24 protein-coding genes and 1 riboswitch are annotated in these 25,739 nt (G+C 36.9%); of the genes, 22 read left to right on the forward strand and 2 right to left on the reverse strand.

Going from position 1 to position 25,739, the window contains the following annotated elements; translation table 11 throughout:
- Positions 1-84 precede the first annotated feature (84 nt).
- The 4 genes from tuf (at position 85) to yihA (ending at position 4,714) form a co-directional block, all read left to right on the forward strand.
- Positions 85-1,275 (forward strand): elongation factor Tu, encoded by a 1,191-nt coding sequence (tuf, locus tag F5ESL0263_RS04095; RefSeq protein WP_122035059.1) that lies wholly within the window; start codon positions 85-87, stop codon positions 1,273-1,275.
- A gap of 143 nt (positions 1,276-1,418) precedes the next feature.
- Complete coding sequence (gene tig, locus F5ESL0263_RS04100) at positions 1,419-2,741, forward strand: trigger factor (protein ID WP_122035061.1); 1,323 nt, start codon at positions 1,419-1,421, stop codon at positions 2,739-2,741.
- A gap of 127 nt (positions 2,742-2,868) precedes the next feature.
- Positions 2,869-4,140 (forward strand): ATP-dependent Clp protease ATP-binding subunit ClpX, encoded by a 1,272-nt coding sequence (gene clpX / locus F5ESL0263_RS04105; protein ID WP_122035063.1) that lies wholly within the window; start codon positions 2,869-2,871, stop codon positions 4,138-4,140.
- The gene (gene yihA / locus F5ESL0263_RS04110) at positions 4,130-4,714 is read left to right on the forward strand and encodes a ribosome biogenesis GTP-binding protein YihA/YsxC (RefSeq protein WP_122035065.1); all 585 of its coding nucleotides are present in this window, start codon (positions 4,130-4,132) and stop codon (positions 4,712-4,714) included. The genes clpX and yihA overlap by 11 nt, the downstream gene beginning before the upstream one ends.
- 23 nt (positions 4,715-4,737) lie before the next feature.
- On the opposite strand, the gene F5ESL0263_RS08745 is transcribed toward yihA, so the two are convergent.
- Complete coding sequence (locus F5ESL0263_RS08745) at positions 4,738-4,860, reverse strand: SPJ_0845 family protein (protein WP_255409602.1); 123 nt, start codon at positions 4,858-4,860, stop codon at positions 4,738-4,740.
- Between the two features lie 150 nt (positions 4,861-5,010).
- Between F5ESL0263_RS08745 and uvrC the strand changes: the two genes are divergently transcribed.
- From uvrC to F5ESL0263_RS04150, 8 genes are all read left to right on the forward strand, one after another.
- Entirely contained in the window at positions 5,011-6,813 is a 1,803-nt protein-coding gene (gene uvrC / locus F5ESL0263_RS04115; RefSeq protein WP_122035067.1) for an excinuclease ABC subunit UvrC, read from the forward strand.
- Between the two features lie 75 nt (positions 6,814-6,888).
- Positions 6,889-8,193, forward strand: coding sequence for a GTPase ObgE (obgE, locus tag F5ESL0263_RS04120; protein WP_122035069.1), 1,305 nt, complete (start codon positions 6,889-6,891; stop codon positions 8,191-8,193).
- Positions 8,194-8,215: 22 nt separating this feature from the next.
- Positions 8,216-10,135, forward strand: coding sequence for an acyltransferase family protein (locus F5ESL0263_RS04125; protein WP_122035071.1), 1,920 nt, complete (start codon positions 8,216-8,218; stop codon positions 10,133-10,135).
- A gap of 12 nt (positions 10,136-10,147) precedes the next feature.
- Positions 10,148-11,089, forward strand: a complete 942-nt coding sequence (gene rnz, locus F5ESL0263_RS04130) for a ribonuclease Z (protein WP_122035072.1) — start codon at positions 10,148-10,150, stop codon at positions 11,087-11,089.
- Positions 11,082-11,876 (forward strand): SDR family oxidoreductase, encoded by a 795-nt coding sequence (locus F5ESL0263_RS04135; protein ID WP_122035074.1) that lies wholly within the window; start codon positions 11,082-11,084, stop codon positions 11,874-11,876. Before rnz ends, F5ESL0263_RS04135 begins: the two co-directional genes overlap by 8 nt.
- An 8-nt stretch (positions 11,877-11,884) precedes the next feature.
- Positions 11,885-12,106, forward strand: coding sequence for a lipopolysaccharide assembly protein LapA domain-containing protein (locus tag F5ESL0263_RS04140; protein ID WP_046306800.1), 222 nt, complete (start codon positions 11,885-11,887; stop codon positions 12,104-12,106).
- A gap of 114 nt (positions 12,107-12,220) precedes the next feature.
- The gene (rpmF, locus tag F5ESL0263_RS04145) at positions 12,221-12,412 is read left to right on the forward strand and encodes a 50S ribosomal protein L32 (protein ID WP_046306801.1); all 192 of its coding nucleotides are present in this window, start codon (positions 12,221-12,223) and stop codon (positions 12,410-12,412) included.
- Between the two features lie 71 nt (positions 12,413-12,483).
- Positions 12,484-14,031: a bifunctional UDP-sugar hydrolase/5'-nucleotidase gene (locus tag F5ESL0263_RS04150; RefSeq protein ID WP_122035076.1), complete on the forward strand. Its 1,548-nt coding sequence runs from the start codon at positions 12,484-12,486 to the stop codon at positions 14,029-14,031.
- A gap of 44 nt (positions 14,032-14,075) precedes the next feature.
- Here the strand turns inward: F5ESL0263_RS04150 and F5ESL0263_RS04155 are convergent, their stop codons facing one another.
- Positions 14,076-14,282, reverse strand: coding sequence for a YjzD family protein (locus F5ESL0263_RS04155; RefSeq protein WP_046306805.1), 207 nt, complete (start codon positions 14,280-14,282; stop codon positions 14,076-14,078).
- A 105-nt stretch (positions 14,283-14,387) separates the two neighbouring features.
- On the opposite strand from F5ESL0263_RS04155, the gene F5ESL0263_RS04160 reads away from it, so the two are divergent.
- From F5ESL0263_RS04160 to F5ESL0263_RS04205, 10 genes are all read left to right on the forward strand, one after another.
- The gene (locus tag F5ESL0263_RS04160; RefSeq protein ID WP_122035078.1) at positions 14,388-17,516 is read left to right on the forward strand and encodes a DNA polymerase III subunit alpha; all 3,129 of its coding nucleotides are present in this window, start codon (positions 14,388-14,390) and stop codon (positions 17,514-17,516) included.
- Between the two features lie 166 nt (positions 17,517-17,682).
- Positions 17,683-18,642, forward strand: a complete 960-nt coding sequence (gene pfkA, locus F5ESL0263_RS04165; RefSeq protein ID WP_046306809.1) for a 6-phosphofructokinase — start codon at positions 17,683-17,685, stop codon at positions 18,640-18,642.
- Between the two features lie 30 nt (positions 18,643-18,672).
- Positions 18,673-20,442, forward strand: coding sequence for a pyruvate kinase (gene pyk / locus F5ESL0263_RS04170; RefSeq protein ID WP_122035080.1), 1,770 nt, complete (start codon positions 18,673-18,675; stop codon positions 20,440-20,442).
- A 162-nt stretch (positions 20,443-20,604) separates the two neighbouring features.
- The gene (locus F5ESL0263_RS04175; protein ID WP_122035082.1) at positions 20,605-21,492 is read left to right on the forward strand and encodes a S1 RNA-binding domain-containing protein; all 888 of its coding nucleotides are present in this window, start codon (positions 20,605-20,607) and stop codon (positions 21,490-21,492) included.
- Positions 21,485-22,384 carry a site-specific tyrosine recombinase XerD gene (gene xerD, locus F5ESL0263_RS04180; protein WP_074425404.1) on the forward strand — a complete coding sequence of 300 codons (900 nt, stop codon included), beginning with the start codon at positions 21,485-21,487 and terminating at the stop codon, positions 22,382-22,384. The genes F5ESL0263_RS04175 and xerD overlap by 8 nt, the downstream gene beginning before the upstream one ends.
- Positions 22,385-22,392: 8 nt before the next feature.
- Positions 22,393-22,746, forward strand: coding sequence for a reductase (locus F5ESL0263_RS04185; RefSeq protein WP_122035084.1), 354 nt, complete (start codon positions 22,393-22,395; stop codon positions 22,744-22,746).
- Between the two features lie 3 nt (positions 22,747-22,749).
- The gene (locus F5ESL0263_RS04190; RefSeq protein ID WP_074425401.1) at positions 22,750-23,487 is read left to right on the forward strand and encodes a ScpA family protein; all 738 of its coding nucleotides are present in this window, start codon (positions 22,750-22,752) and stop codon (positions 23,485-23,487) included.
- Complete coding sequence (scpB, locus tag F5ESL0263_RS04195; protein ID WP_046306821.1) at positions 23,477-24,085, forward strand: SMC-Scp complex subunit ScpB; 609 nt, start codon at positions 23,477-23,479, stop codon at positions 24,083-24,085. Before F5ESL0263_RS04190 ends, scpB begins: the two co-directional genes overlap by 11 nt.
- On the forward strand, positions 24,085-24,804 hold the full coding sequence (locus tag F5ESL0263_RS04200; RefSeq protein ID WP_109715452.1) for a pseudouridine synthase: 720 nt from the start codon (positions 24,085-24,087) through the stop codon (positions 24,802-24,804). The genes scpB and F5ESL0263_RS04200 overlap by 1 nt, the downstream gene beginning before the upstream one ends.
- 26 nt (positions 24,805-24,830) lie before the next feature.
- Positions 24,831-24,945: riboswitch (FMN riboswitch) on the forward strand.
- 103 nt (positions 24,946-25,048) lie between these two features.
- Positions 25,049-25,732 (forward strand): ECF transporter S component, encoded by a 684-nt coding sequence (locus tag F5ESL0263_RS04205; protein WP_370448834.1) that lies wholly within the window; start codon positions 25,049-25,051, stop codon positions 25,730-25,732.
- Positions 25,733-25,739: the final 7 nt, after the last annotated feature.

Consider the following 25,739-nt stretch of genomic DNA (forward strand, 5'->3'; position numbering starts at 1 on the left):
AATGAAAGTAGTACAATAATCAACAGAGAACTATCCGTTACTTACTCAACGGACTTCTTGCAAATTTACAGGAGGGTCATTTTAATGGCAGAAAAAGAACATTACGTTAGAACAAAGCCACACGTAAACATTGGTACTATCGGTCACGTTGACCATGGTAAGACCACTTTAACAGCGGCTATTACTAAAGTTTTATCAGAAAAGGGCTTAGCAAAGGCTGAAGACTATTCAGACATCGATGCAGCTCCAGAAGAAAAAGAACGTGGTATTACTATCAATACCGCTCACGTAGAGTACGAAACTGAAAAACGTCACTACGCTCACATGGATGCTCCAGGTCACGCTGACTACATCAAGAACATGATCACTGGTGCCGCACAAATGGATGGTGCCATCTTAGTTGTTGCTGCAACTGATGGTCCTATGCCTCAAACTCGTGAACACATTTTGCTTGCTCGTCAAGTTGGTGTTAACTACATCGTTGTTTTCTTAAACAAGACTGATTTAGTTGACGATCCAGAATTGGTTGACTTAGTTGAAATGGAAGTTCGTGACTTGTTAACTGAATACGATTACCCTGGTGATGATATTCCAGTTATCCGTGGTTCAGCTTTGAAAGCTTTACAAGGCGACAAGGAACAAGAAGAAGTTATCATGAAGTTAATGGACACTGTTGATGAATACATCCCAACTCCAGAACGTCAAACTGATAAGCCTTTCTTGATGCCTGTTGAAGATGTCTTCACTATCACTGGTCGTGGTACTGTTGCTTCAGGTCGTATCGATCGTGGTACTGTTAAAGTCGGCGACGAAGTTGAAATCGTTGGTTTAGTTCAAGAAGTTCTTAAATCAGTTGTTACTGGTTTGGAAATGTTCCACAAGACTTTGGACTCAGGTGAAGCCGGCGATAACGTTGGTGTATTGCTTCGTGGTATCGACCGTGACCAAATCGTTCGTGGACAAGTTTTAGCCGCACCTGGCTCAATTCAAACTCACCGCGAATTCAAGGGTCAAGTTTATGTCTTGAAGAAGGAAGAAGGCGGACGTCACACTCCATTCTTCTCAGACTACCGTCCACAATTCTATTTCCACACTACTGATATTACTGGTGAAATCGAATTGCCAGAGGGTACTGAAATGGTTATGCCTGGTGATAACACAGAATTTACTGTTAAGTTAATCAAACCAGCTGCCATTGAAAAAGGTACTAAGTTCACTATCCGTGAAGGTGGTCGTACTGTTGGTGCTGGTCAGGTTACTGATATCCTCGACTAGTTCGTAATAAAACAGTTTAAAAAGATGTACTTCTTCATAGAAGTGCATCTTTTTTTGCCTAAATTTGTTTTTTGCGTGCGTTTAATGTAAGATAATTTAGTATGCAAGATGCAGTTAAACTTGACATTGGAGGTATTTAATTAATGTCTGTAAAATGGAATAAAACTGGTAAAACTACCGGTGAACTTACTTTTGATATTTCTCAAGCTGAAGTAAAGCTTGGGTTAGATCAAGCATTCAGAAGAATAAAAAAGAATTTGCGTGTTCCCGGCTTTAGAAAAGGTCACGTTTCACGGGTAATCTTTGATCAATACTATGGTGAAGAAGCTTTATATGAAGAAGCATTAAACATGGTTTTACCTAACGCATATGCTGCTGCTATTAAAGAAGCTGGTATTTCTGCAGTAGGTCAACCTCAAGTTGTTCCAGATTCAATGGAAAAGGGCAAAGACTGGACAATGAAGGCCACTGTAACTGTTGAACCTGAAGTTAAATTAGGTGATTACAAGGGCATTGAAGTACCTAAGCAAAACACTCGTGTTTATGCTAAGGATGTTGACGCTCAACTTGATGCAGAACGTGAAAAGAATGCAGAACTTGTACTTAAGAAGAGTGCTGCTGCTAAGGGTGATACAGTAACTATTGATTACAAGGGTACTGTTGATGACAAGGCATTTGATGGTGGTTCTGCAGACGACTATGCACTAGAATTAGGCTCAAATACCTTTATTCCTGGCTTTGAAGATCAATTAATTGGTCACAAAGCTGGTGACGAAGTTGACGTTGTAGTTACTTTCCCAGAAGACTACGGTGCTAAAGATTTAGCTGGTAAAGAAGCTCACTTTGCAACTAAGATTCACGAAGTTAAGTCAAAGCAACTACCTAAACTTGATGATGAATTTGCAAAAGACGTTGATGATTCAGTTGAAACTCTTGATGAATTAAAAGAAAAGATCAAGAAAGACTTAAAGGCTAAGAAAGAAGAAGCTGCAAACGATGCAATTGAGCAAGCAGCTATCGAAGGCGCCGTTAAGAACGCTACGATTGACGAAATTCCAGATGCAATGATTCAAGAAGACGTTAATACTCAAATGAACCAATATCTTGGTAACATGCAACGTCAAGGCATTAGTCCAGAAACTTATTTCAAGTTGACTAATACTACTGAAGATCAATTACGTGCTCAATTTAGTAAAGACGCTGCTGAGAGAGTTAAGACTAACTTAGTTCTAGAAGCAATTGTTAAGGCTGAAGATATCAAAGCATCCAAGGAAGAAATTGATAAAGAAATCAAGGATCTTGCTGGCGAATACAACATGGATGAAAAGACAGTCCGTAACACTTTGACTGATGATATGCTTTCACACGATATTGATGTTCGTAAGGCAATCGATTTAGTAACTGATAATGCAAAACAAGTTGCTAAGTCTAAGAATAAGAAAGATGAAACTAAATCTGAAAAATAGTCGGATTTAATTTCTAGATAAAAAGGTAGTTGTTAAAACTGCCTTTTTATTTATTTACAAGCAAATTTTTTATGCAATTTTCTTGATTTATGATACCCTTAAGCTTGTAGATATTAGGAGGAATAGAATGGCATCACAGTTTACTGATCAGGATGAAATTAGATGTTCTTTTTGTGATAAAACACAAGATCAAGTTAAGAAAATGATTGCTGGCAATGGAGTTTATATTTGTAATGAGTGTGTTGATTTATCCAAAAAAATTATTGACGATGAATTAAAATCAGATTCACTCAAAAAAGCCAAAGACTTACCTAAGCCAATGGAGATTAAGCAGCAGCTTGATCAATATGTTATTGGCCAAGATCAGGCAAAAAAGGTACTGTCAGTGGCCGTTTATAACCATTACAAACGTATAAGTCAAATGGATATTGACTCTTCAACTGAATTACAAAAATCAAATATTGCTTTAATTGGACCAACTGGTTCAGGAAAAACCTATTTGGCACAAACTTTAGCTCGTATTCTCGACGTTCCATTTGCAATTGCTGATGCAACAACTTTAACTGAAGCTGGTTATGTCGGAGAAGATGTTGAGAATATTTTATTAAAGCTTTTACAAAACGCTGATTACGACATTGAACGTGCTGAACGAGGAATTGTTTATATCGATGAGATAGACAAAATTTCCAAAAAATCTGAAAATGTCTCAATTACTCGTGATGTTTCCGGCGAAGGAGTACAGCAATCATTACTAAAAATTCTTGAGGGTACCATTGCTTCAGTTCCACCTCAAGGGGGAAGAAAGCACCCACAACAAGAGTTGATTCAAATTGATACCACCAATATTTTGTTTATCGTTGGTGGTGCGTTTGATGGAATTGAACAAATCGTTAAAAACCGTATGGGTAAGAAAATTATCGGTTTTAGTGCAGAAAATGAATTGAACAAAACAAAAGATGATTCATGGACACAGCATTTAACTACAGGTGATTTGGTTAAATTTGGTATGATTCCAGAATTTATCGGTCGTATTCCAATCATTGCGACGCTTGATAAACTTAGCAGCAAAGACTTGGTAAGAATTTTAACAGAACCTAAGAATGCGCTGGTAAAACAATACAAGAAATTGCTTTCGATTGATCAAGTTGATTTGGAATTCACTGATAGTGCGCTTAAAGCAATTGCAGATTTAGCAATCGAACGTAACATGGGTGCACGTGGTTTGAGAACAATCATTGAAAATGCAATGATGGGCATAATGTACAAAACACCAAGTGAACCTGATATTGAAAAGGTTGAAGTTACTAAAGAAGTTATTACTGACCAAGCAAAGCCAAATGTAATTCGGCGAAATGCTGATGAAGATAGTGAAGAAATTAAGGCCGCAAATGATAATTAAAACGAGCGACTATGCAATCAGTGCTGTAAAAGAAGAACAATATCCTAAGGATCAACTTCCTGAAATAGCTTTGGCAGGTAGATCAAATGTGGGTAAATCAAGTTTGATTAACTCATTATTAGGAAGAAAAAACCTTGCTAGAACTTCATCGCAACCTGGTAAGACGCAGACATTAAATTTTTATATTATTAATGAAGAATTTTATTTAGTCGATGTTCCTGGCTATGGTTATGCGAAGGTTTCTCAAGTAAAACGGCAACAATTTGGTGAAATGATTCAAGATTATCTTGAAACTAGAGAAAATTTAAAAGGCTTAATCCTATTAACTGACTCACGCCATGAGCCGACTAAAGATGACATTGCGATGTATAATTATTCGCTGTATCTTGATTTGCCAATTTTGGTTGTTTGTACCAAAATTGATAAGGTAAAGAAAAACCAAGAAAATAAAGTACTATCCAATTTAAAGAAGCACCTTGATTTGGCACATGACAATGTTACTGTTCTAACATATAGTTCAGTTAAGAAAACGCATGTCAAAGAAGTATGGGACTGGATAGAAGAAAAGCTTTAAAAAAATGACTCTCATCTTGAGAGTCATTTTTTCTTCTTCTTATCGTCTTTATCTTTAGTAAGCTTTTTCTTTTTGTCTTTTGGAACTGTCGCAAATTTATCAAATAATTTTTCCAGTTCATCCTGTTTTTTATATGTTAGGCCCATGGCTTTTTTCCTTTCATTTTTGATAATTATAATTGAAAAAGCTGTGACAAGCTAGTAAAAAAATAGGTAGTAAGAATAAAAGCTGATAGAATCACTAGTTCGTATTTTGTGTTAAAATTGATAAAGCAAATTTAGAGAAGGGGTGGTTTTTTGGCGTCCGAATTAATTGAAAACAAGTTAAAACTTCTTCCTGCTAAACCTGGCTGCTATTTGATGAAGGATATTAACGGAAAAGTAATTTATGTTGGTAAGTCAAAAAATCTTAAGAATCGAGTACGTTCTTATTTTAAGAGCACCCAAGTTGGTCGAAGGGCTGAATTAGTTAATGAAATTAGGGACTATGATATTATTACCGTTTCAACTGATAAAGAAGCCTTTCTTCTAGAAGTAACTTTAATTAAAAAGTATCAACCGTACTATAACGTTCAGTTGAAGCAGGGTACAGGATATCCCTACATTGAAATTACCAATGAACGGGATCCGCAGACAAAACTAACTAGTATCGTTAGAAAAGATGGCGGCTATTATTTTGGCCCATATCCCAATGTTTATGCTGCTCAGGCAACTCTGAAATTTATTCAAAAAGTTTTTCCTCTAAGAAGGTGTAACGGTAAACAAAAGCGACCTTGCTTGTACTATCACATGGGTCAATGCCTGGGAGCGTGTTTTAAGACAGTCCCTAAATCAGAATATGATGCCCAAATCAAAAAAATCAAAAGCTTTTTGAACGGGGATATTGCTTCAGTGAAGCAAGAGCTAAATCAAAGAATGGAAGAGGCGTCGCAAAACCTTGAGTTTGAGCGAGCAGCTGATATTCGTGATCAACTCAAATATATTGAAGAAACAGTCGAAAAGCAGAAAATCATTTCTAACGATAATACTCAACGCGATATTTTTAATTTTTATGTTGATAAATCATGGATTTCAGTTCAAGTGTTTTTCTTACGCCAGGCAAAATTGCTTAGAAGAGAAACAAGAATGTATCCTTTGACAGATACTGGTGATCCTGAAGACGCTTTTGCATCAGTTATTGTTCAGTTTTATGGTCAAAAAAATCGAGTTCTTCCTAAGGAAGTTCTTGTACCTGAAGGAATTGATAATGAAGCCTTAAGCGAAGTATTAAAAGTCCCTGTAAGAACACCAAAAAGGGGGCAAAAACGAGCACTCTTAAAGATGGCTAAAGAGAATGCTAAGCTTAAACTCGATGATAAATTTCGTTTGCTAGAACTAGGAAATAGAAAAACTAAAGGTGCGCAAAAAGAAATTTTTGATGCACTTGGCTTACCGTATGGCCATGTAATAGAAAGTTTTGACCACTCTCATATTCAAGGAACAGATCCTGTTTCTGCTTTGGTCGTTTTTAAAGACGGCGAACCAGACAAAAATTCTTATCGAAAGTATAAGTTAAAGGGAGAAGTTGAACATCAAAATGGTGGCGATGAAGTTCGCAATACCAGAGAAGTTGTGCGTCGAAGATATGGAAGGCTTTTACGTGAGCATAAAGCGATGCCTGACTTAATTTTAATGGATGGTGGTCAAATTCAAGTAGATGCTTGCCAAGACGTTTTACGTAATGAGCTGAACCTTAATATCCCTGTAGCAGGAATGGTTAAAGATGATAAGCATAGAACCAATCATCTATTGTATGGTGATCCGATTAACGGCGTGCCAATGAAACTGATTCCACTAGATCCAAAATCACAAGGATTTTATTTGATGACCAGGATTCAGGATGAAGTTCACCGCTTTGCAATTACATTCCATCGGCGGACACATGCGAAAAATGCTTTATCGAGTAAATTAGACTCAATTAAAGGAATTGGTCCGAAGAGTAGAAACAAGCTATTACGTCATTTTGGCTCAATTAAGAAAATTAAAGAGGCATCAATTGATGAATTGCGCGAAGTAGGTTTGACACTACCGCAAGCACAAACAGTAAAATTAACGTTATAGCAATTAAATTACCACGAAAGAGCTGCTTTTTTGTGGTATAGTAGTAAAGTTAGAGAAGACGGAAGGAGAATTAGCATGCCTACATTTGTCGATCAGACTAAGATTGAAGTTCAAGCCGGTAAAGGCGGGGATGGTATGGTTGCTTTCCGCCATGAAAAATACGTTCCTAATGGCGGACCCGCTGGTGGAGACGGTGGCCGTGGTGGAAGCATTATTTTTGTTGCAGATAGCGGCTTAAGAACATTGATGGATTTTCGTTACCGGCGCAAATTTAAAGCTGAGAGCGGTGAAAATGGACGTATCAAATCACAATACGGTCGCGGCGCAAAGGACTTATATTTGCGCGTCCCGATTGGAACAACGGTATATGATTTTGATACTAATGAAGAAATTGGCGATTTAACTGAAAACAAGCAGGAATTAGTTGTTGCACGTGGAGGCCGTGGAGGTCGTGGAAATATTCACTTTGCTACAAGTGTTAACACTGCACCTGAGATTGCCGAAAATGGTGAGCCTGGTGAAGACCGTGTCTTGCGTTTAGAGCTAAAGGTTCTGGCAGACGTTGGCTTAGTTGGCTTTCCATCAGTTGGTAAATCAACTTTACTTTCTGTTGTTACCAAAGCTAAACCAAAGATTGCTTCATATTCATTTACCACATTAACTCCTAATTTAGGGATGGTCATCTTACCAGATGGTCGAGACTTTTCAATGGCTGATTTGCCTGGATTAATTGAAGGTGCAAGTCAAGGTGTTGGATTGGGAATTCAGTTTTTACGACACATAGAGCGAACAAAAGTTATTTTACACTTAGTATCAATGGATCCTGAAAATGGTCGTGATGCACTTGAGGATTATCAAAAAATCCGTAAGGAATTGTTGCTCTATGATGAAGAACTTAAAAACAAAGAAGAGCTAATTGTAGCAACACAATTGGATATTCCTGGTTCTGAAGAAAAACTGGCTGAATTTAAGTCAAACTTGAAAGAAGCAGGCATTACGGAGCCGGTATATGCAATATCTAGCGTTACGCATCAGGGAGTTGATGTTCTAATGCAGGATACAGCTTCATTAGTTGAAAAAGTTGAAAAAGAAAAAGCCCAAGAAGAACCAAAAGCTGTTCAAAAAGTTAAGGAATATCGTTATAGTTCACCTAAAAAGAATGAATTTACAGTTATCAAACTTGAAGATCATGTTTTTGAAATTAAGGGTGAAAGCTTAGAGAATTTAGTTAAACGTACAAATCTTGATTATCAAGACGGTGTTGTCCGTTTAGCTCGTAAATTGAAAAACCTTGGTGTGGATGAAGCATTACGTGAAAAAGGAGCCGTTGACGGCGACGATGTAATAATTGGCACATTTAATTTTGAATTTGTGCAATAATTAAAAATAGAAAAGTAGAAAAATGGCAAAAAATCGGTTTATTACGGGATATTCTGGACTCAGAGCATTAGCAGTTATCGGTGTGATTTTATATCACCTGGATCCTAATACTTTTATTGGCGGCTATCTTGGAGTGCCGATTTTTTTCGTTTTAACAGGCTATTTAGTTACATGTCAGATACTTAAATCTTATGATGAGGAAGGATATTTTGACGTTAAGAGATTCTATCTAGGTAGGTTAAAGAAGCTATATCCATCTTTAATTGCTGTTTTATGGCTAGCTGCTGCTTATATTATTTTATTTCAACGAAATTTATTAGCGAAATTAAACCAAATTGTTATTGCTAACCTATTAAATATCTATAATTTCTGGCAAATTTTTAACGGGCAGAGTTATTTTGAGCGTTTTGCAACAAATGAATCTCCCTTCACGCATTTATGGACAATGTCAATTAACGGACAGTTCTATATTTTATGGCCACTAGTGATTTTTTTACTCGTAAAATACGGTAAAAAAAGAAAGAGAATCTTTGAAATTCTTTTTGGCATTTCTATCCTTTCCGCCTTGGAAATGGCAATAATGTATAAAACCGGTGTTGATCTTAATCGGATATATTACGGAACTGATACACGTTTCTTTTCACTTGGTCTAGGTGCCGCGTTTGCAGTTATTTGGCCGATGGATAGGATGAAATCTCAAATTGAGCAAATAGATACAACTTTGCTTGATATTGTAGGTGCGATATCGCTAGTTACGATGCTCTTTCTTTTCTTTGGTCCAACAATGAATCCAGAAAAGGGCTTCCCATATTATGGCGGCATGCTACTGTTTACCATTTTTACTGTTATTTTGGTTGGTGTCATTGCTCATCCGGGAAGCCATTGGAATAGCTGGCTGACTAATCCAATTTTTAATTGGTTGGGCTCTAGGAGTTATGGTATTTACCTGTATCAATTTCCAATTATGATCTTTTTTGAAGATAAGGTCACTAATATGGCCGATCATGTGGTGTTATACCGACTAATTGAGCTATTATTAATTTTAGTATTCAGTGAAGCTTCATATCGTATTATTGAAAAGCCACTGGGGAAGATTACTTGGGCTAAATGCAAAGCTTTTTTCTCCAGATTACGTGACTTGGATGCCAAAAATAATTTTCTTAGAATAAGAACAGCTTTAATTGGCTTGGTTTTTATCGTTGGTAGTATTGCAATGCTTGTTTCGCCAACGGTTAAGGCGGAAGACTTTAATAAATCGCAACTTGCCTTAAGAATCAGTGCAAATCGAAAGCAACAAAATAAAGATAATAAAGCTTTGATTGCAAAAATGAAAAAGGCAAAAAAGAAGGATGAAAAAAAGAGCAAGCTGATAGCTCAAGCGAAGCGAAGCGCTAAAAAACATCCTGTAAATCGCTCCTATACAAAATATGGGATTAGCCAAGTTGACCTACAGCTGGGACAAAAAGTGCGTCTTACTGCAATAGGTGATTCGGTTATGGCCGGTTCGAGTAATGACTTAACCAAGTTAATGCCTAAGGCAATTATTGATGCGGCTATTTCACGTCAGCTAAATGTTGCTTTTGGATTGGTTAGTCAATATAAAGCCCAACATGCACTTGCTGACAATGTGCTAATTGGTTTAGGCACAAATGGGCCATTTGCCATGTCTGATTTAGAGCAGTTGATGAGAGAAGTTGGGACAAAGCGACATGTTTTTTGGATAAATACGCACGTACCAAATAAACCATGGCAGAATCAAGTAAATAAATTACTGGCACATGCGGCGAAACGTTATCACAATCTTACAATTATTGACTGGTATGATTTTTCTAAAAATAAAACCAACTGGTTTTACGAAGATTTGACTCATCCAACACCAATAGGATCGAAGTACTACAGTGCTTTAATCGTCAAAACGATCACAAAAAACGCCAAGTATTAGAACGAGGGACATATGGAATTAGAATTTTTAGGAACGGGTGCAGGGCAGCCATCTAAGCAGCGCAATGTTTCAAGTATTGCACTTAAAATGTTAGATGAAATTAACGAAATTTGGTTATTTGATGTTGGAGAAGCAACACAGCATCAAATTTTACGTACAAATATTAGATTGCGAAAAGTGACCAAAATTTTTATTTCTCATAATCATGGTGATCATATTTTTGGGTTACCTGGCTTGCTTGCAACCAGATCGTTTCAAGGGGATGTAGGTCCGATAACTATTTATGGTCCTCCAGGACTAGAACAGTTTGTTCGCACTGCCCTTAAAATTTCGCGTACAAAAATATCCTATCCAATCAAGTTTGTTCAACTTGAAGAGGGTGGTCTAATATTCCAAGGTCAAGGATTTAAAGTATATGCAGAAAAACTTGCGCATCGTGTTCCAAGCTTTGGTTACCGCGTAGTTGAAGATAACCATCAAGGTGAGTTGCTAATGAGTAAGTTAACGCAATATAATATTCCTAATGGACCATTACTTGGTAAACTAAAAAATGGCGAAAAAGTGACCTTAGAGGATGGTACAATATTGGATGGAAATGATTTCTTAGGACCAAGTAAGCCAGGTAGAATAATTACAATTATTTACGATACTCGTTCTACGCCAACAATTGCAAAGCTTGCTAAGAATGCTGATGTATTGGTCCATGAATCAACTTTTGCTGGTCATGAAGCCGACTTAGCGCATTCATATTTTCATTCAACGGCGGTTGAAGCAGCTAAAATTGCGCGCGATAATGGAGTAAAGAGCTTATATTTGGATCATATTTCAGCCAGATATTTAGGGGCAAAAGCCAGAAAACTAGTAAATCAAGCCGAAAAAATTTTCCCTAATACGAAATTAGCGAATGATTTTGACCGGGTAATAATTCCAATGGAGGGTGAGCAGAATGAGTGACTCATTAAGAAATAAGGTCGTGGTTGTTACTGGGGCATCCAGTGGCATAGGCCATTCAATTGCTTTAGAAAGTGCGGGACGCGGTGCAACCGTAATTTTGATAGCACGAAACAAAGAAAAGTTGGAAAAGGTAGCAGCTGAGGCACATGAACTATCTGGTGCGCCAACTTACAGCTTTGTTACTGACATGAGTGAAAGTGAGCAAATTGATGCTACTTTCAAGGACATTGTTAAAGTAACTAAACATGTTGATTATTTAGTTAACTGTGCCGGCTTCGGTAAATTTGAAAATTTTGTTGAAATGGATCGCCGTGAAGTTACTGCAATGTTCCAAGTTAATGTTTTGGGCTTGATGTACTTTACTAGATTGATCGGAAGACTAATGATGGACCAAAAGACTGGTCAAATCATTAATTTTGGTTCAATGGCTGGCAAGGTTCCGACTGTAAAATCAGCTGCTTATAGTGCTTCAAAAGCTGCTGTAATTCAATTTTCAAATGTCCTACGTCTAGAATTAAAGCCATTCGGTGTTAAAGTAATGACGGTCAATCCAGGCCCTGTTTATACGAATTTCTTTAATATTGCTGATAAAAGCGGTGAATATGTTAAAAATGTTGAAAGATACATTCTTGATCCTGATGATGTTGCTTGGCAAGTAGTTCACTTCTTTGGTAGCAATAAGCGCGAATTAAATATTCCGCTTAGTTTGGCCGCTTTAGCTAAGCTTTATAATCTATTTCCATCAATTGGGGATAAATTATCCCTTAAGTTTGCCTCAAGAAAGTAGTGCGATAAATGAAAAATAAGACAAGACAAATAAAATTGATCTTAATCTTGATCCTTACTCTTTTAGCGGTCATTTTTGTCGTACTTAATACCAAAAATGTTGCAATCAATTTCGGCTTGTTTAATGTCAAGGTACCGCTAATTATTATTTTGGTGCTAATGATTATTATAGGCGTCTTAATTGGCTGGTTTTTTGGTGCAAATGGGCATAAAAGGGACAAGAATAACTAATATATCTTGATTTATTTAAGATACAATAGTATCATTAACAAACGTGAAGTGTTTTAGGCACTGTTTTATTAGTGACCTAAAAACGTAATTCTACAATAAAGGAGATCAAATAAAATGGCAGTTCCTAAGAGACATACTTCTAAGCAAAAGAAACGTTCACGTCGTGGCCATATCAAGTTAGCTGTTCCAGCAATGCATTATGATGCAACTACTGGTGAATACCGTTTGAGCCACCGCGTTTCACCTAAAGGTTATTACAAGGGTCGTCAAGTTGTTAGTGAAACTAACGCAAGCGACAACAACTAATTTAAAGACACCTCAATTAAGGGTGTCTTTTTTTTACTTAAAATTTGTTCACGTAGATAGGATTAGACAAGATGGAACTAGTTTTCTTAAGTTCAAGTGATTTACATGGTTATATATTACCGACAGACTATCAAAGTCCCAAAGATTGCAATGCACCTTTTGGATTAAGTAGGGTTAGTAGCGTCATCAAGCGTGAGCAAGAGACGTATGGAAAAGATAATGTTGTCATCACTGATTCCGGCGATTTTCTGCAGGGCTCGCCATTAGCCTCATTTGCCCAGTCAACTAAAAATATTGAGCAGGTAAAAGAATTTCTTTCTTTATATAATGCAATCGATTATGATGCACGGTGCTTGGGTAACCACGATTTCAATTACGGACTTGATTACTTAAACGATTGCATTAATAACAGTAGAGCGCCATTTGTAAATGACAATGTTTTGGATGAAAAAACCAGTCAACCTGCTTTTGGAAAAGACTATTTAATTGTCAATAAAAATGGAATCAGGGTAGGATTAATTGGTGCTACCACTAAAAAAGTTCCTTCATGGGAACCTGCTGAACATGTTGCGGGGCTTAGATTTGCCTCTGCATTTGCTCAAACAAAGTATTATGCGCAAATTCTACGTCCACAAGTAGATGTTTTAGCCGTAATTTATCATGGTGGCTTTGAAGCTGATCCCGAAAGTGGTATGCAAACCGAACCAGCAACAGGGGAAAACGAAGGCTACAAAATGCTGGCTGAAATTCCAGAAATTGATGTTTTCCTGACAGGACATCAGCATAAAAAGATGAGTGCGGTAGTTAACAACACAGCAATTGTACAGCCAGGATATCGCGGTGAAGCAGTCGGAAAAGTGGTATTAGAGATTGACGAACAGACTAAAAAAATCATCTCTAAAAAGGCAATGTTGATTGATACTGCAGAAGCCACTCCTGATTCAGAAATTATTAATCTTTCTACAGATTTAAACAAAAATACACAAAAATGGCTGGATCAGCCGATAGCAAAGTTGAGCCAGTCTGCACCAATTGAAGATGCAAATAAAGCGCGGATTGAGGGATCCCCTTTTATTAACTTGTTACAGCAAATGCAACTTTATTTTACTGGAGCAGATGTTTCTGCTACTGCAGTGATGAGTGAAACGGCGAAAGGCTTTAAACAAGAGGTAACAATGCGTGACATTTTGCTAAACTATCCGTACTCAAATTTGTTATGCAAAGTAAAGATTTTAGGCTCTGAACTACGAGCAATTGTTGAGCATAGTTTATCTTTTTTAAAAAAGGACGATCAAGGAAAAATAGGTTTTGCACCAGAATATCAAGATTTACTATTTAATTTTGACATTTTTTATCCAATTGACTATGAAGCTGATCTTGATAGAGAAGTAGGTCAGCGCTTAACCAAATTTGAGTTAAAAGGCAAAGCAATTGAGCCAGAAAAGAGCTACTACTTAGCCGTTAATAATTATCGGGCAATGGGTGGCGGCTTTTATCCATGTTATAGTCAGGATAAAATTGAGGAAACACTTGATAAAGACTATGTCCAAATGTTTCAAGAGTTTTTAACTCAAGCAAATATACCGCTTGATCCAAGAAAAAATTACAAATTTTATTAAAACAAAAAGCCGCTAGCAGTCTATGCTAGCGGCTTTTTTAATATCTATTTTAATTTAGTGTATTCACTTTTATCTTTAACAGAATGAGCTGTGATGGTTGGGATAATAGCGGCAAACAGAACACCGAAAATTACACCAATAATAGCAGCTTCACCTAAGTTGAAGACGTTTTGCGTTAAAGGGGCTGCAATAAAGCCCACAATTAACATATAAACAACGCTCCAACAAATGGTTACAATATAACGTCCCATAGTGTTGCCCTCTTTCATAGGAGAATTTTAGCAAAGTTTGGGCAGGTTTTCAAACTAAAAGAGTAGTTTTTGGTATACTAATTTTAATAGAAGGGAAGATGCCAAATGAAAATTGCTGCTTTACAAAATACAAGTTCTTTCACACTTCTTGAAAGTCCAATTAAAATTAAAGATCTTTTAGTTGCCGCTAAAAGTGAAGGTTATGAGGCAGTTAGCCTAACTGATATAAATGTTACCTATGGTCTAGTTAACTTTTTTGAAGTGGCGCAAGATGTTGGCATTAAACCTATTTTAGGGATGCAGCTCAGATTAAACGGTCTAATTGATAGTTCGCACCAATATGACATAATTGCACTGGCAAAAACTGATGAGGGCTATCGCAACATTCTACGCTTATCTAGTAGGATTAACTTATTAACTGAGAATGGGGCTAATAAGAAAATACTAACTTTAGACAAATTGGTTAAAGATCTTGGTGATTTAGTTTTAATTGTTCCGGCAAATTCATATAGCGAGTTGCTTAATTTACAAAAGCAGGATGACCAGCTCGGCAACGATTTTGTACGAACGCTGCTTAAATTAGTGCCAGAAACAAGCTCTCTATACTTGGGGGTATATGGCTCGAAAAAACAGGAAGTTTATCTTACATATGTTAAAGAACTGGCTAAACAGTTTAAACTACCAATTGTTAGTCTGGAAGATACCAACTACCTGAAACCGCATGATCAATTTTTAAAGAAAACATTACAGGCTGTAAAAAATGGTCTTGTCATGGAAGACATCGAATCACTAGCTAAGCAAGAAGGCTCGCATTATTTACCAAGTACGCAAGAATTAAGCATCAGGTACCATGATTTGGACCTTGATGAAGCACTAGAAAATACTTGGAAAATTGCTGAACAATGTAATGCTAACATTGTTTTTCAAGAACCTGTTTTACCAAAATATAAACAAAACAAATTCCCGACTTCAAAAGAATATCTTACTTATTTGGCGCAAAATGGTTTGCAGGATCGGTTTAAAAATCAAGAAATTCCTGCTAATTACCAAAAACAACTTGATTATGAATTAGGCATAATTGATGAAATGGGTTTCAACGATTATTTCCTAATCGTTTGGGACGTAATTAATTACTGCCACCGTGCTAAAATTGTTACAGGTCCGGGACGTGGTTCAGCTTGTGGATCACTTGTTTCATATTCATTGCGGATTACAGAAGTTGATCCAATTGAATATCATCTTCTGTTTGAGCGTTTTTTGAATCCTTCAAGACACGAAATGCCTGATATTGATCTAGATATTCCTGATAATCGCCGAGATGATGTTATCAAGTATATGTTTGAAAAGTATGGGATGGATCATGCAGCGCAAATTTTAACCTTTGGTACTTTGGCAGCTAAACAAGTTTTACGTGATACTGGGCGTACATTTGGTTTAAGTGAAGCTGAAATGAGTAAGTGGTCGCAAAGTGTGCCGTTTTCTAAAACAAAAATTTCACTTGAAGAGTCTTATCAAAATTCTAATAAGATGCGCTTATTGGTTGACGCTAGTTCGAAGAATAAGCTCCTTTTTGAAACGGCAAAGGGGCTTGAAGGTCTGCCACGGCATTACTCAATCCATGCTGCTGGGTTGGTTTTAAGCGATAACTCAATTGCAGCGATTTCTGGATTGCAAGCCGGTCAGCTCGGTATACCAATTACACAACAAACTAAAAAGTATGTTGAAAGCCTTGGCTTATTAAAAATTGATTTTTTAGGACTCCGTAATCTAACAATTCTGGGTGACACTGTAGATATGATTCAGAGTCAAGGTAAGACAATTGATGTAAATCAAATACCGCTTGATGATCAAAAAACAATGGAAGCTTTCCAGAAAGGGGATACGGATTTAGTCTTTCAATTTGAATCTGGTGGGATTAAGAATGTTCTTCGTGAGCTTCATCCGGATAACTTTGAAGATCTCGTTGCGGTTAATGCTTTATATCGTCCGGGTCCAATGCAAAATATCCATTCTTTTATTGCTCGGAAAAGAGGAAAGGAAAAAGTTACTTATCCGGATCCAAGCCTTAAGGAAATTTTGGCACCAACGTATGGTATCTTGGTCTATCAGGAACAAGTTATGCAAACAGCTCAGATTTTAGCTGGTTTTTCTTTAGGTGAAGCTGACATCTTACGTCGGGCAATGTCTAAAAAGAACCAGCAAGTCATTGATCAAGAAAAAGATAAATTTATTGAGGGGACAGTAAAAAATGGACGTCCTCGTGAAGTAGGAGAACGTGTATACAGCTATATTGAGCAGTTTGCTAACTATGGTTTTAATCGTTCCCATGCAGTTGCCTATACTAAAATGGCATTTTGGCTCGCATACTTAAAGGTTCACTATCCAGCAGAATTTTATGCCGCAATGCTAAATTCTAATAGTGGTAATCACTTTAAAATTAGTGATTACATTATGCGTGCTCAAGGAGCTGGAGTGAAAATTTTGCCGCCTGATATCAATAAGAGTGATTTAAATTATCAGATGGTTGATGGCCAAATTCTGGTTGGTCTTCGCGCAATCAAGGGTATAAGAATTGATGCACTTAAGGAAATTTTAAAAGCACGCGGAAATAAACCTTTTACTTCATTTACTAATTTTTTGCGTCGAATTGATTCCAAGTTTTTAAAAGTTAAGTTAATTCAACCTTTAATCAAGGCAGGATGTTTTGATAGTTTAAATAATAATCGAAATGAATTACTCAAAAATAGCCCAGAGATTATTGAAAATATTGAACTAACTGGTAACAATTTGGCTTTATCGGAAAGCTTGGGTGGCGTACCAATAAAACCAGCTGAAGCACCAACTAGTACTGAAAAAGCTGATATGGAGCAAGAAGCACTAGGCTTTTCGACCATGACATCACCAATAGTTGCGGTACAAAAATATGCCGAAAAGTTTCATGCAAAAGCACTTAATGAGTTTGAAATTAACGAAATTGGTGTCGCAGTAGGAAAACTGATGACATTAAAACTTGTCAAAACTAAGAAAAATACAACGATGGCATTTGCTAATTTTGTTGATTCTTCAAGTAGAGAAGATATTGTTATTTTTCCAAATGTTTATGAAAAAGCCCAGTCTATTTTAAAGGAGGGTGATATTTACCTTCTAAATATTAAAGTTCAAAATGATCGCTTTGATTCAAGTAAAAAACAATACGTTTTACTGAACATAAAAGTGGTGAACTTTAAGGGATAAAGCGTTTTTTCTAACAATTTTTGGTGAGTAATGACTGTTAGCGCTAACAAGCAAAAAGACCGATAAAACGGTAAAATAAGTCATTTTTTTGAGATTTTTTTGGCAAAGAATGTTAGAATTTAGTGGATGTGAGAAATTACACAATAAATATTAATGAGGTGAATTCATGAAGCGAATTGGTATTTTAACGAGCGGCGGCGATGCTCCCGGCATGAATGCAGCTGTTAGAGCTGTTACTAAGACTGCAATTCATAACGGGCTTGGTGTCGTTGGTATTCGTTATGGCTTTGCCGGGTTAGTTGCTGGTGACTTTGTTACGCTTACTGCTGAAAACGTTGACCACATGATAAGTTTAGGTGGCACATTTTTATATAGTGCACGTTTCCCAGAATTTGCACAACCAGAGGTGCAAAAAAAGGGAGTTGAACAACTAAAGAAGCATGATATTGATACCGTTATCGTAATCGGCGGTGATGGTTCTTATCATGGTGCCTTAGCCTTAACTCGTCTTGGCATTAACTCAATCGGTTTACCAGGTACAATTGATAATGATATTCCATGTACTGACTACACAATCGGTTTAGATACTGCCTGCAATACTGCGTTAGAAGCAATTGACAAGATTCGTGATACTGCAAGTAGCCACCACCGTGTGTTCATTGTTAACGTAATGGGACGTGGTTGTGGTGATATTGCTATGCGTGTTGGTTTAGCAAGTGGTGCCGATGCAATTGTTGTTCCTGAACGTCCATACGATGTTAAAGAAATTGCTGAGACACTTAAGCGAGGCTTTGCAGCAGGCAAGGATCATGGTATTATCGTATTAGCTGAAGGCGTAATGGATGCCGAAGAATTTAGAACTGAACTTCTAAAATACGGTGACTTTGACGCTAGAGCTAATATCTTAGGTCATATGCAACGTGGTGGATCACCAACAGTTCTGGATAGAGTTAATGCAACTAAGATGGGTAATTATGCCGTTAAGTTGCTTCTCGATGGTAAAGGCGGTTTGGCTGTCGGTATGGAGAACGGTCAACTTGAAACGCACGATATCTTAGACCTGTTTGATGATACTCATCGCAGTGATGAGACGTTATTAGATATAAATGATGAAATGACTAAATAATTTAGTCGATTTTGGGGAGAATTTTACATAATGAAGAAAACTAAAATTGTTAGTACTTTAGGGCCAGCTTCAAACGATATTGAAACTATTACAGCTTTGGCTAAGTCAGGCGTAAACGTATTTCGTTTCAACTTTTCACACGGTGATCATGCTGAGCATTTATCACGTATGAAGATGGTTCGCCAAGTTGAAAAAGAAACTGGGTTAGTTCTTGGTATTGCTTTGGATACTAAAGGTGCTGAAATTAGAACCACTGATCAAGAAGGTGGCAAGTTCACTATTAATACTGGTGACGAAATCCGCGTTTCAATGGATGCTTCAAAACCTGGTAACAAGGACATGATTCATGTTACTTATGAAGGTCTATATGGTGATACTCACGTTGGTGGTCACGTTTTAATTGATGATGGTTTAGTTGATTTATTAATTAAAGAAAAAGACGACGCTAAGAAAGAATTAGTTTGTGAAGCTCAAAATACTGGAGTTATTGGTTCTAAGAAGGGTGTTAACGCACCTGGTGTTGAAATCCGCCTCCCAGGAATTACTGATAAAGACGCTGATGACATCAAGTTTGGTTTAGAGCACGGTATTAACTTTATCTTTGCCTCATTTGCACGTAAAGCTCAAGATATTCTTGATATTCGTAAGCTTTGTGAAGATGCTGGTTGTGATTACGTTAAGATCTATCCTAAGATTGAATCACAAGAAGGTATCGATAACGCAGACGAAATTTTACAAGTTTCAGATGGTTTAATGGTTGCTCGTGGTGACATGGGTGTTGAAATTCCATTTATCGATGTACCATTTGTTCAAAAGGACTTAATCAAGAGAGCTAATGCACTTGGTAAGCCAGTTATCACTGCAACCCAAATGCTTGACTCAATGCAAGAAAATCCTCGTCCAACCCGTGCTGAAGTTTCTGACGTAGCTAATGCAGTACTTGACGGTACTGACGCAACTATGCTTTCAGGTGAATCAGCAAATGGTCTTTACCCAGTTAAAGCTGTTTCAGCAATGGCTGAAATTGACGAAAGAACTGAACAAGAACTTCTTAAGCGTAACACTTTAGCTCTTCAAAGATTTGAAGAATACAAGGGTTCAAACGTTACTGAAGCTATTGGTGAATCAGTTGTTCGCACTGCTCAAGAATTAGGTGTTAAGACTATCATTACTGCAACTAACTCTGGATACACTGCAAGAATGATTTCTAAATACCGTCCAAATGCTAACATCTTAGCTTTGACTTTTGACGAAAAGATTCAACACTCACTTGGCATTTGCTGGGGTGTTCAACCATTACTTACTGAAAAACCTGCTTCAACTGACGACATGTTTGATGTAGCTGCTAAAGTTGCTAAAGAACAAGGTTACGTTAAGGATGGCGACTTAGTAATCATCGTAGCTGGTGTTCCAGTTGGTGATTCTGGTACAACTAACTTAATGAAGCTTCAAATCATTGGTAGCAAATTAGCTCAAGGTTTAGGCGTTGGTAACGGTTCAGTTGTTGGTAAAACAGTTGTTGTAAACAGTGCTGAAGAAGCAATTAGCAAGACTAATGAAGGTGACATCCTTGTTGCTAAGAACACTGATCCTGATTACATGCCTGCTATTAAGAAGGCTTCAGGTTTAGTTGTTGAAGCTTCAGGCTTAACTTCACATGCTGCAGTTGTTGGTTTATCACTTGGTATTCCAGTAGTTGTAGGTGTAACTGATGCAACTGAAAAGATTGCTGGTGGTACTACTGTTACTGTTGATGCTCGTCGTGGTGCAATTTACCAAGGTGAAGTTTCAAACCTTTAATTAATAACTTTAAACGAAAAAGTCAGCTTAGTTAGCTGGCTTTTTTGTTTTGCTTTTTTCTTATCACCTTGTAAATAAATTAAATTGCTTCTTAAGAAAAATATTACGTGGTAAAATGTTATACTTAGTGAATAGAATATGTAAAATTAAAGGGAGAATTTTATGCTTGGCACAATTGCAAAAGGAAAGGTCATCGATCAAAATGATGATGCCTATTACGTTCAAATTGAGGGTGTTACTTATGAGCTGAAACGTAAAGAAATAACCCAAGAAGAACCACCTAAACTTGGTGATGAAGTAAAAGGCTTTCTGTATGACGATAAGCAGCATAATCGCCAAATGACCCAGTTTTTACCTTTTGCTCAAGCGGATCAGTATGGCTGGAGTAAAGTGACAGACGTAAGGTTTGACTTAGGGGTCTTTGTTGATATCGGGTTGCCTGATAAAGATGTTGTTTTATCAGTCGATGATTTACCTTTTAACAAAGATGTGTGGCCAAGAAAAGATGATCAGCTTTTAGTTCATCTTGAAACAGATGATAAAGACCGTATCTGGGCCAAACTGGCAGATGAAGATATTTTTGAACAACTTTCAGCTCACTTTCCAAATGATATGAAAAATAAAGATGTTTTTGGAACAGTGTATTCTAGTCGCGATGTAGGTGCTTTTGTCATTACTAGTGACTATTATTTGGCTTTCGTTCATGCTTCACAAATGGCACAGCCATTACGTGTTGGTGAACAATTTAAAGGTCGTGTAGTGGGCATTAGTCAATATGGACGTTTAAACTTAAGTAGTTTGCCGCGCGCATTTGAAGAAATTGATGATGACGCTCAAATGATTCTGATGAGCTTGCGTCGTAAAAGGGATAAGACCTTGCCTTTTTATGACAAGTCAGATGCTCAGGAAATTAAAAACTACTTTGGCATTTCTAAGTCAGCTTTTAAACGTGCTTTGGGCCATTTACTTAAAAACAGATACATTTCAGAAGATAAGGAAGCAGGATCAATTACTTTAATTAATGATCCTGAAGCTGAAGAAAATGAATAAGCTGCAAGAAGATGTTGAAGATTATCTGCGCTATAGTCAAATTGAACGTGGATTAAGTGATAATACAATTTTTGCTTATCGACAAGATCTAATGGATTTCTTGGCTTTTTTGAAAAAAGAAGGACTCGATTCTTGGCCAACAAAAGCGGTGGATATAGATGCTTTTTTAGCTGAACAGCGTGATTTAAATAAAGCAACAAGTTCGATTAGTAGGATGATTTCAAGTCTAAGAAAATTTTATCAATGGCTGGTTAGGCAAAACATTCAAAAAATAAATCCTATGCTTGAAATTGATTCACCCAAAAAAGAACACCGTTTACCTGTAGCATTAAGTGTTGATGAAGTAACAAAGTTGCTCGATCAACCCGATGTAACTAAAAAATTGGGCATACGAGATCGAGCCCTGTTAGAAACTTTATATGCAACAGGAATTAGGGTGAGTGAACTAATTAATTTGAAATTTAGTGACCTGCACGAAGAACTAAAGCTGCTAAAAGTGTTGGGAAAAGGATCAAAAGAACGTCTGATACCAATTAGTGATGTGGCAATTTCTTGGATTAAGAGTTATCAGGAGAAAGTAAGAGATCCGCTTCTTTTAAAATCTGGCAAGTACACTGACACCATTTTCTTGAATAATCGTGGTGGTACATTGACTAGACAGGCTGTTTGGCAAATTATTAAGCGTTATTGTCAAATGGCTGGAATCAAAAAAAATGTCACTCCACATACATTGCGCCACACTTTTGCAACTCACTTGCTTGAAAATGGTGCTGATTTAAGAGTGGTGCAAGAAATATTAGGGCACTCAGATATCAGTACGACGCAGATTTATACTAATTTATCGCAGCAGCATATTTTGCAAGTGTATGCTAAAACACATCCACGGACCTAGGTGATTGAATGCTGATTCAATGCAAAAAAGATAAAGAAAAAGTGGCAATGGGCTTATTGTCCTACTTGCCAGATTTTAAAAATTTAGATAATTTAAGAGACGAAATTGAACTCAATAAAAATAGTGAAGAATTTCGGCTGTTTTTGTATCGGGATGATGACCCTAATTTTGTTGGTGTAATGGGAACTCAATGGGATAATGAGTTTATTGTTGTACGTTATCTCTCACTAGCGCCAGATTATCGTCAAGCCAAAACAGAGGGTAAAATAATGCAAGAATTGGCAAGCAGTAATCCGACCAAAAAGATTACCGCTGTACCAGAGTATATTCATTTAGTAAAATATTTAACTAAAGATAATTAAAAGATGAACAGTAATTTAACTTTAGAATTACCAAACTTTGAGGGACCATTAGATTTGCTCCTTCATTTAATCAAATCGCAAAAAATTGATATTTATGATATTCCGATTGCACAAATCACCAGTCAATATTTATCCTATTTACATGAAATGCAAAGGTTAAATTTAAAAATTGCTGGTGAGTATTTTGTGATGTCCTCAATGTTGTTACGGATTAAGTCACAGTCTTTATTACCCAAAAACGATTTTACGGAAGATGAGGGGCCTGAAGAAGACCCAAGGGATGAACTTGTTCAACAATTAGTGCAGTACTCAGTTTTTAAAAAGATTTCTGCTTATTTTAAAGAACGAAATGAGGAGGTTCCGATTACTGCTGCTAAAGAAGAAAGTGTTCCGCAAACTAAAAAAGTTCAGCCGCTACCATTAGGACAAATCACCTCCTCAGAATTGGCAAATACATTTATTGTAGTTCTGCAGCGGTTAAAAATTAGACAGCCTGACGCTGTCTCGGTTGACGTCAAGGAAACGCCAATTACTGAAATGATTGATTACTTACACCAAAAATTGGCTACACAACGAAAAATTAGCTTTTTTTCTTGTACGGATAAAATGAAGAATTTATCTGATGTAATCGGCTTGTTCTTAGCATTACTTGAGCTTTGTAAAAAGCAGGAAATCAGAGTGCAGCAGGCACATACCTTCGGTGACTTAGAACTAGAAAGAATAGACCAAAATGATAAGTAAAATAGCTCAATTAGAGGCTCTACTATATGTGGCAGGAGATAGCGGCATACCAACCAGTAACTTGTGTGATCTGATGCAAGTGGAGCATTCTGCATTGCGAGAACTAGCCAAGCAGTTAGCTGACAAACTAAGCAAAAACCCTGATTCTGGCCTCCAGGTATTGTATATAAATCACAGCTATAAATTAACTACAAGGCCTGAAGTAAGTGAGTTAGTCTCGAACTTTTTTCAAAAAGATGTTACAAAAACACTCAGTCAATCGGCACTTGAAATTCTGTCGATAGTTGCTTATAAACAGCCAATTACTAGAGTTGAAATAGATGAAATTAGGGGAGTTAATTCCTCAGGTGCTTTGCAAACCTTGGTTTGGCGCGGTTTGATTAAAACTGAAGGAAAAAAAGATGTTCCAGGACATCCAAATTTATATGTAACTACAACGTACTTTTTACAATATTTTGGCTATCAAAGTTTGGCTGATTTACCTTTAATAGAAGATTTTGAAGATGAGAGCATTAACTCTGAGGGAGAAATTGATTTATTCTCTGCAAGAGGAAAAGCTGATGAAAATATTGCCAAGGCACAAAAGGGAGAAAAATAATGGTCTTACAACGATTACAAAAAGTTATTGCGGAAGCAGGCATTGCTTCACGTCGAGGTGCTGAAAAAATAATTCAAGAAGGTAGGGTAACGGTTGATGGTAATGTCGTTACTAAGCTTGGCACAAAAGTTGATACTTTCAGTAATATCACCGTCGATGGTGAGCCAATTGAGCGTGAGAGTCTGCATACATATCTTTTCTACAAACCGCGAGGCGTTGTTTCAACTGTTAAGGATGATAAGGGGCGTAAGACTGTGGTTGACTTCTTTAAAGATGTACCTTATCGGTTATATCCAATTGGTCGTTTGGACTATGATACCTCAGGCTTGTTATTAATGACAAACGATGGTGAATTAGCTAACTTGATGATGCATCCACGTAACAAGGTGGCCAAAGTTTATGTGGCTAAAATTGAAGGTCAATTAACGCCGGAAGAAATTAAAAAATTATCTTCTGGTGTAGAAATTGATCATCGTAAAAGCTCACGTGCCAAGGTTAAAGTTGTTCGCACTGATAAAAAGAAAAAATTCCAAATTGTGCAGCTTACTATCCACGAAGGACATTACCATCAAGTTAAACGAATGTTTAAAGCAGTTGGGCATCAGGTTATTAAACTGTCACGTGAGCGCTATTCGTTTTTAACTTTAGAATCTCTTGTTTCAGGAAAGTATCGTGAATTATCTCATGCTGAAGTTGACAGGCTAAAGCATGTGAACTAATATATGTTTGTAATCGAATATAAGTTTGTTGTCTTCAGGGCAGGGTGAAAATCCCGACCGGTGGTGAGAGTCCACGACCCACGCAAGTGGTGGAATCAGTTATGATACCGATAGTTAAAGTCTAGATGAAAGAAGACAGACTAAACTTAAGCTGTGAATGATATATATGAGATATGGGTTCATTCCATTTAAGCGGGTCTGTTGCTGGAAGCAACAGACCTGTTGTTTTTTGGAGGAAAACATATTGAAAAGGAAAAATACTAGTAATTTAGCCAATATTATTGCATACGCTCTAATCGGTACAATTGCATTCATTTTAATGGAAATTGCTTTTCCGTTGCCGGTTGCTAGCTTTTTGAAGTTTGATTTTTCGGATGTTATCGTGACGATTGGAACATTTCTATTTGGACCTTTGCCTGGCTTGTTTATCGCTTTTATCAGAATGGTAATTGATTTGATATATAAGGGTTTCGCGTTGCCAAGTATTATTGGTCAATTAGCAGCTTTACTTGCATCCATGTCATTCGCACTACCGTTTTACTTTGTTACCAAAGATCTTTCTGTTGACGAAAAAAACACAACAAAAAGACATCTGAAGCCACTTTTGGGAATATTAATTGGGATTGTCGCAATGACAATTGTTTTGGCAACATTGAATGCACTTGTTCTAACACCAATTTATGCTGTATCAACAGTACCAAATCTACCTGCTATTCATGGTTATTCTGGTTTACTTAACTTCACAGAAAAGGTTTATTTAGGGCAATTACTTCATATTCCATCAATGAGTGCCTACATTTTCGGGATCATTGTGCCATTTAATTTATTAAAGGGTGCAATTAATGGTGTAGTTGTATTCTTACTATTTGAAACTGTTCTAAGAAGCTTAAAGCCATTTGTGCGTAAATATTTCAAGTTAAATAAATAAGTATGAG

Source organism: Lactobacillus sp. ESL0263, from assembly GCF_003692845.1.
GTDB lineage: Bacteria > Bacillota > Bacilli > Lactobacillales > Lactobacillaceae > Lactobacillus > Lactobacillus apis.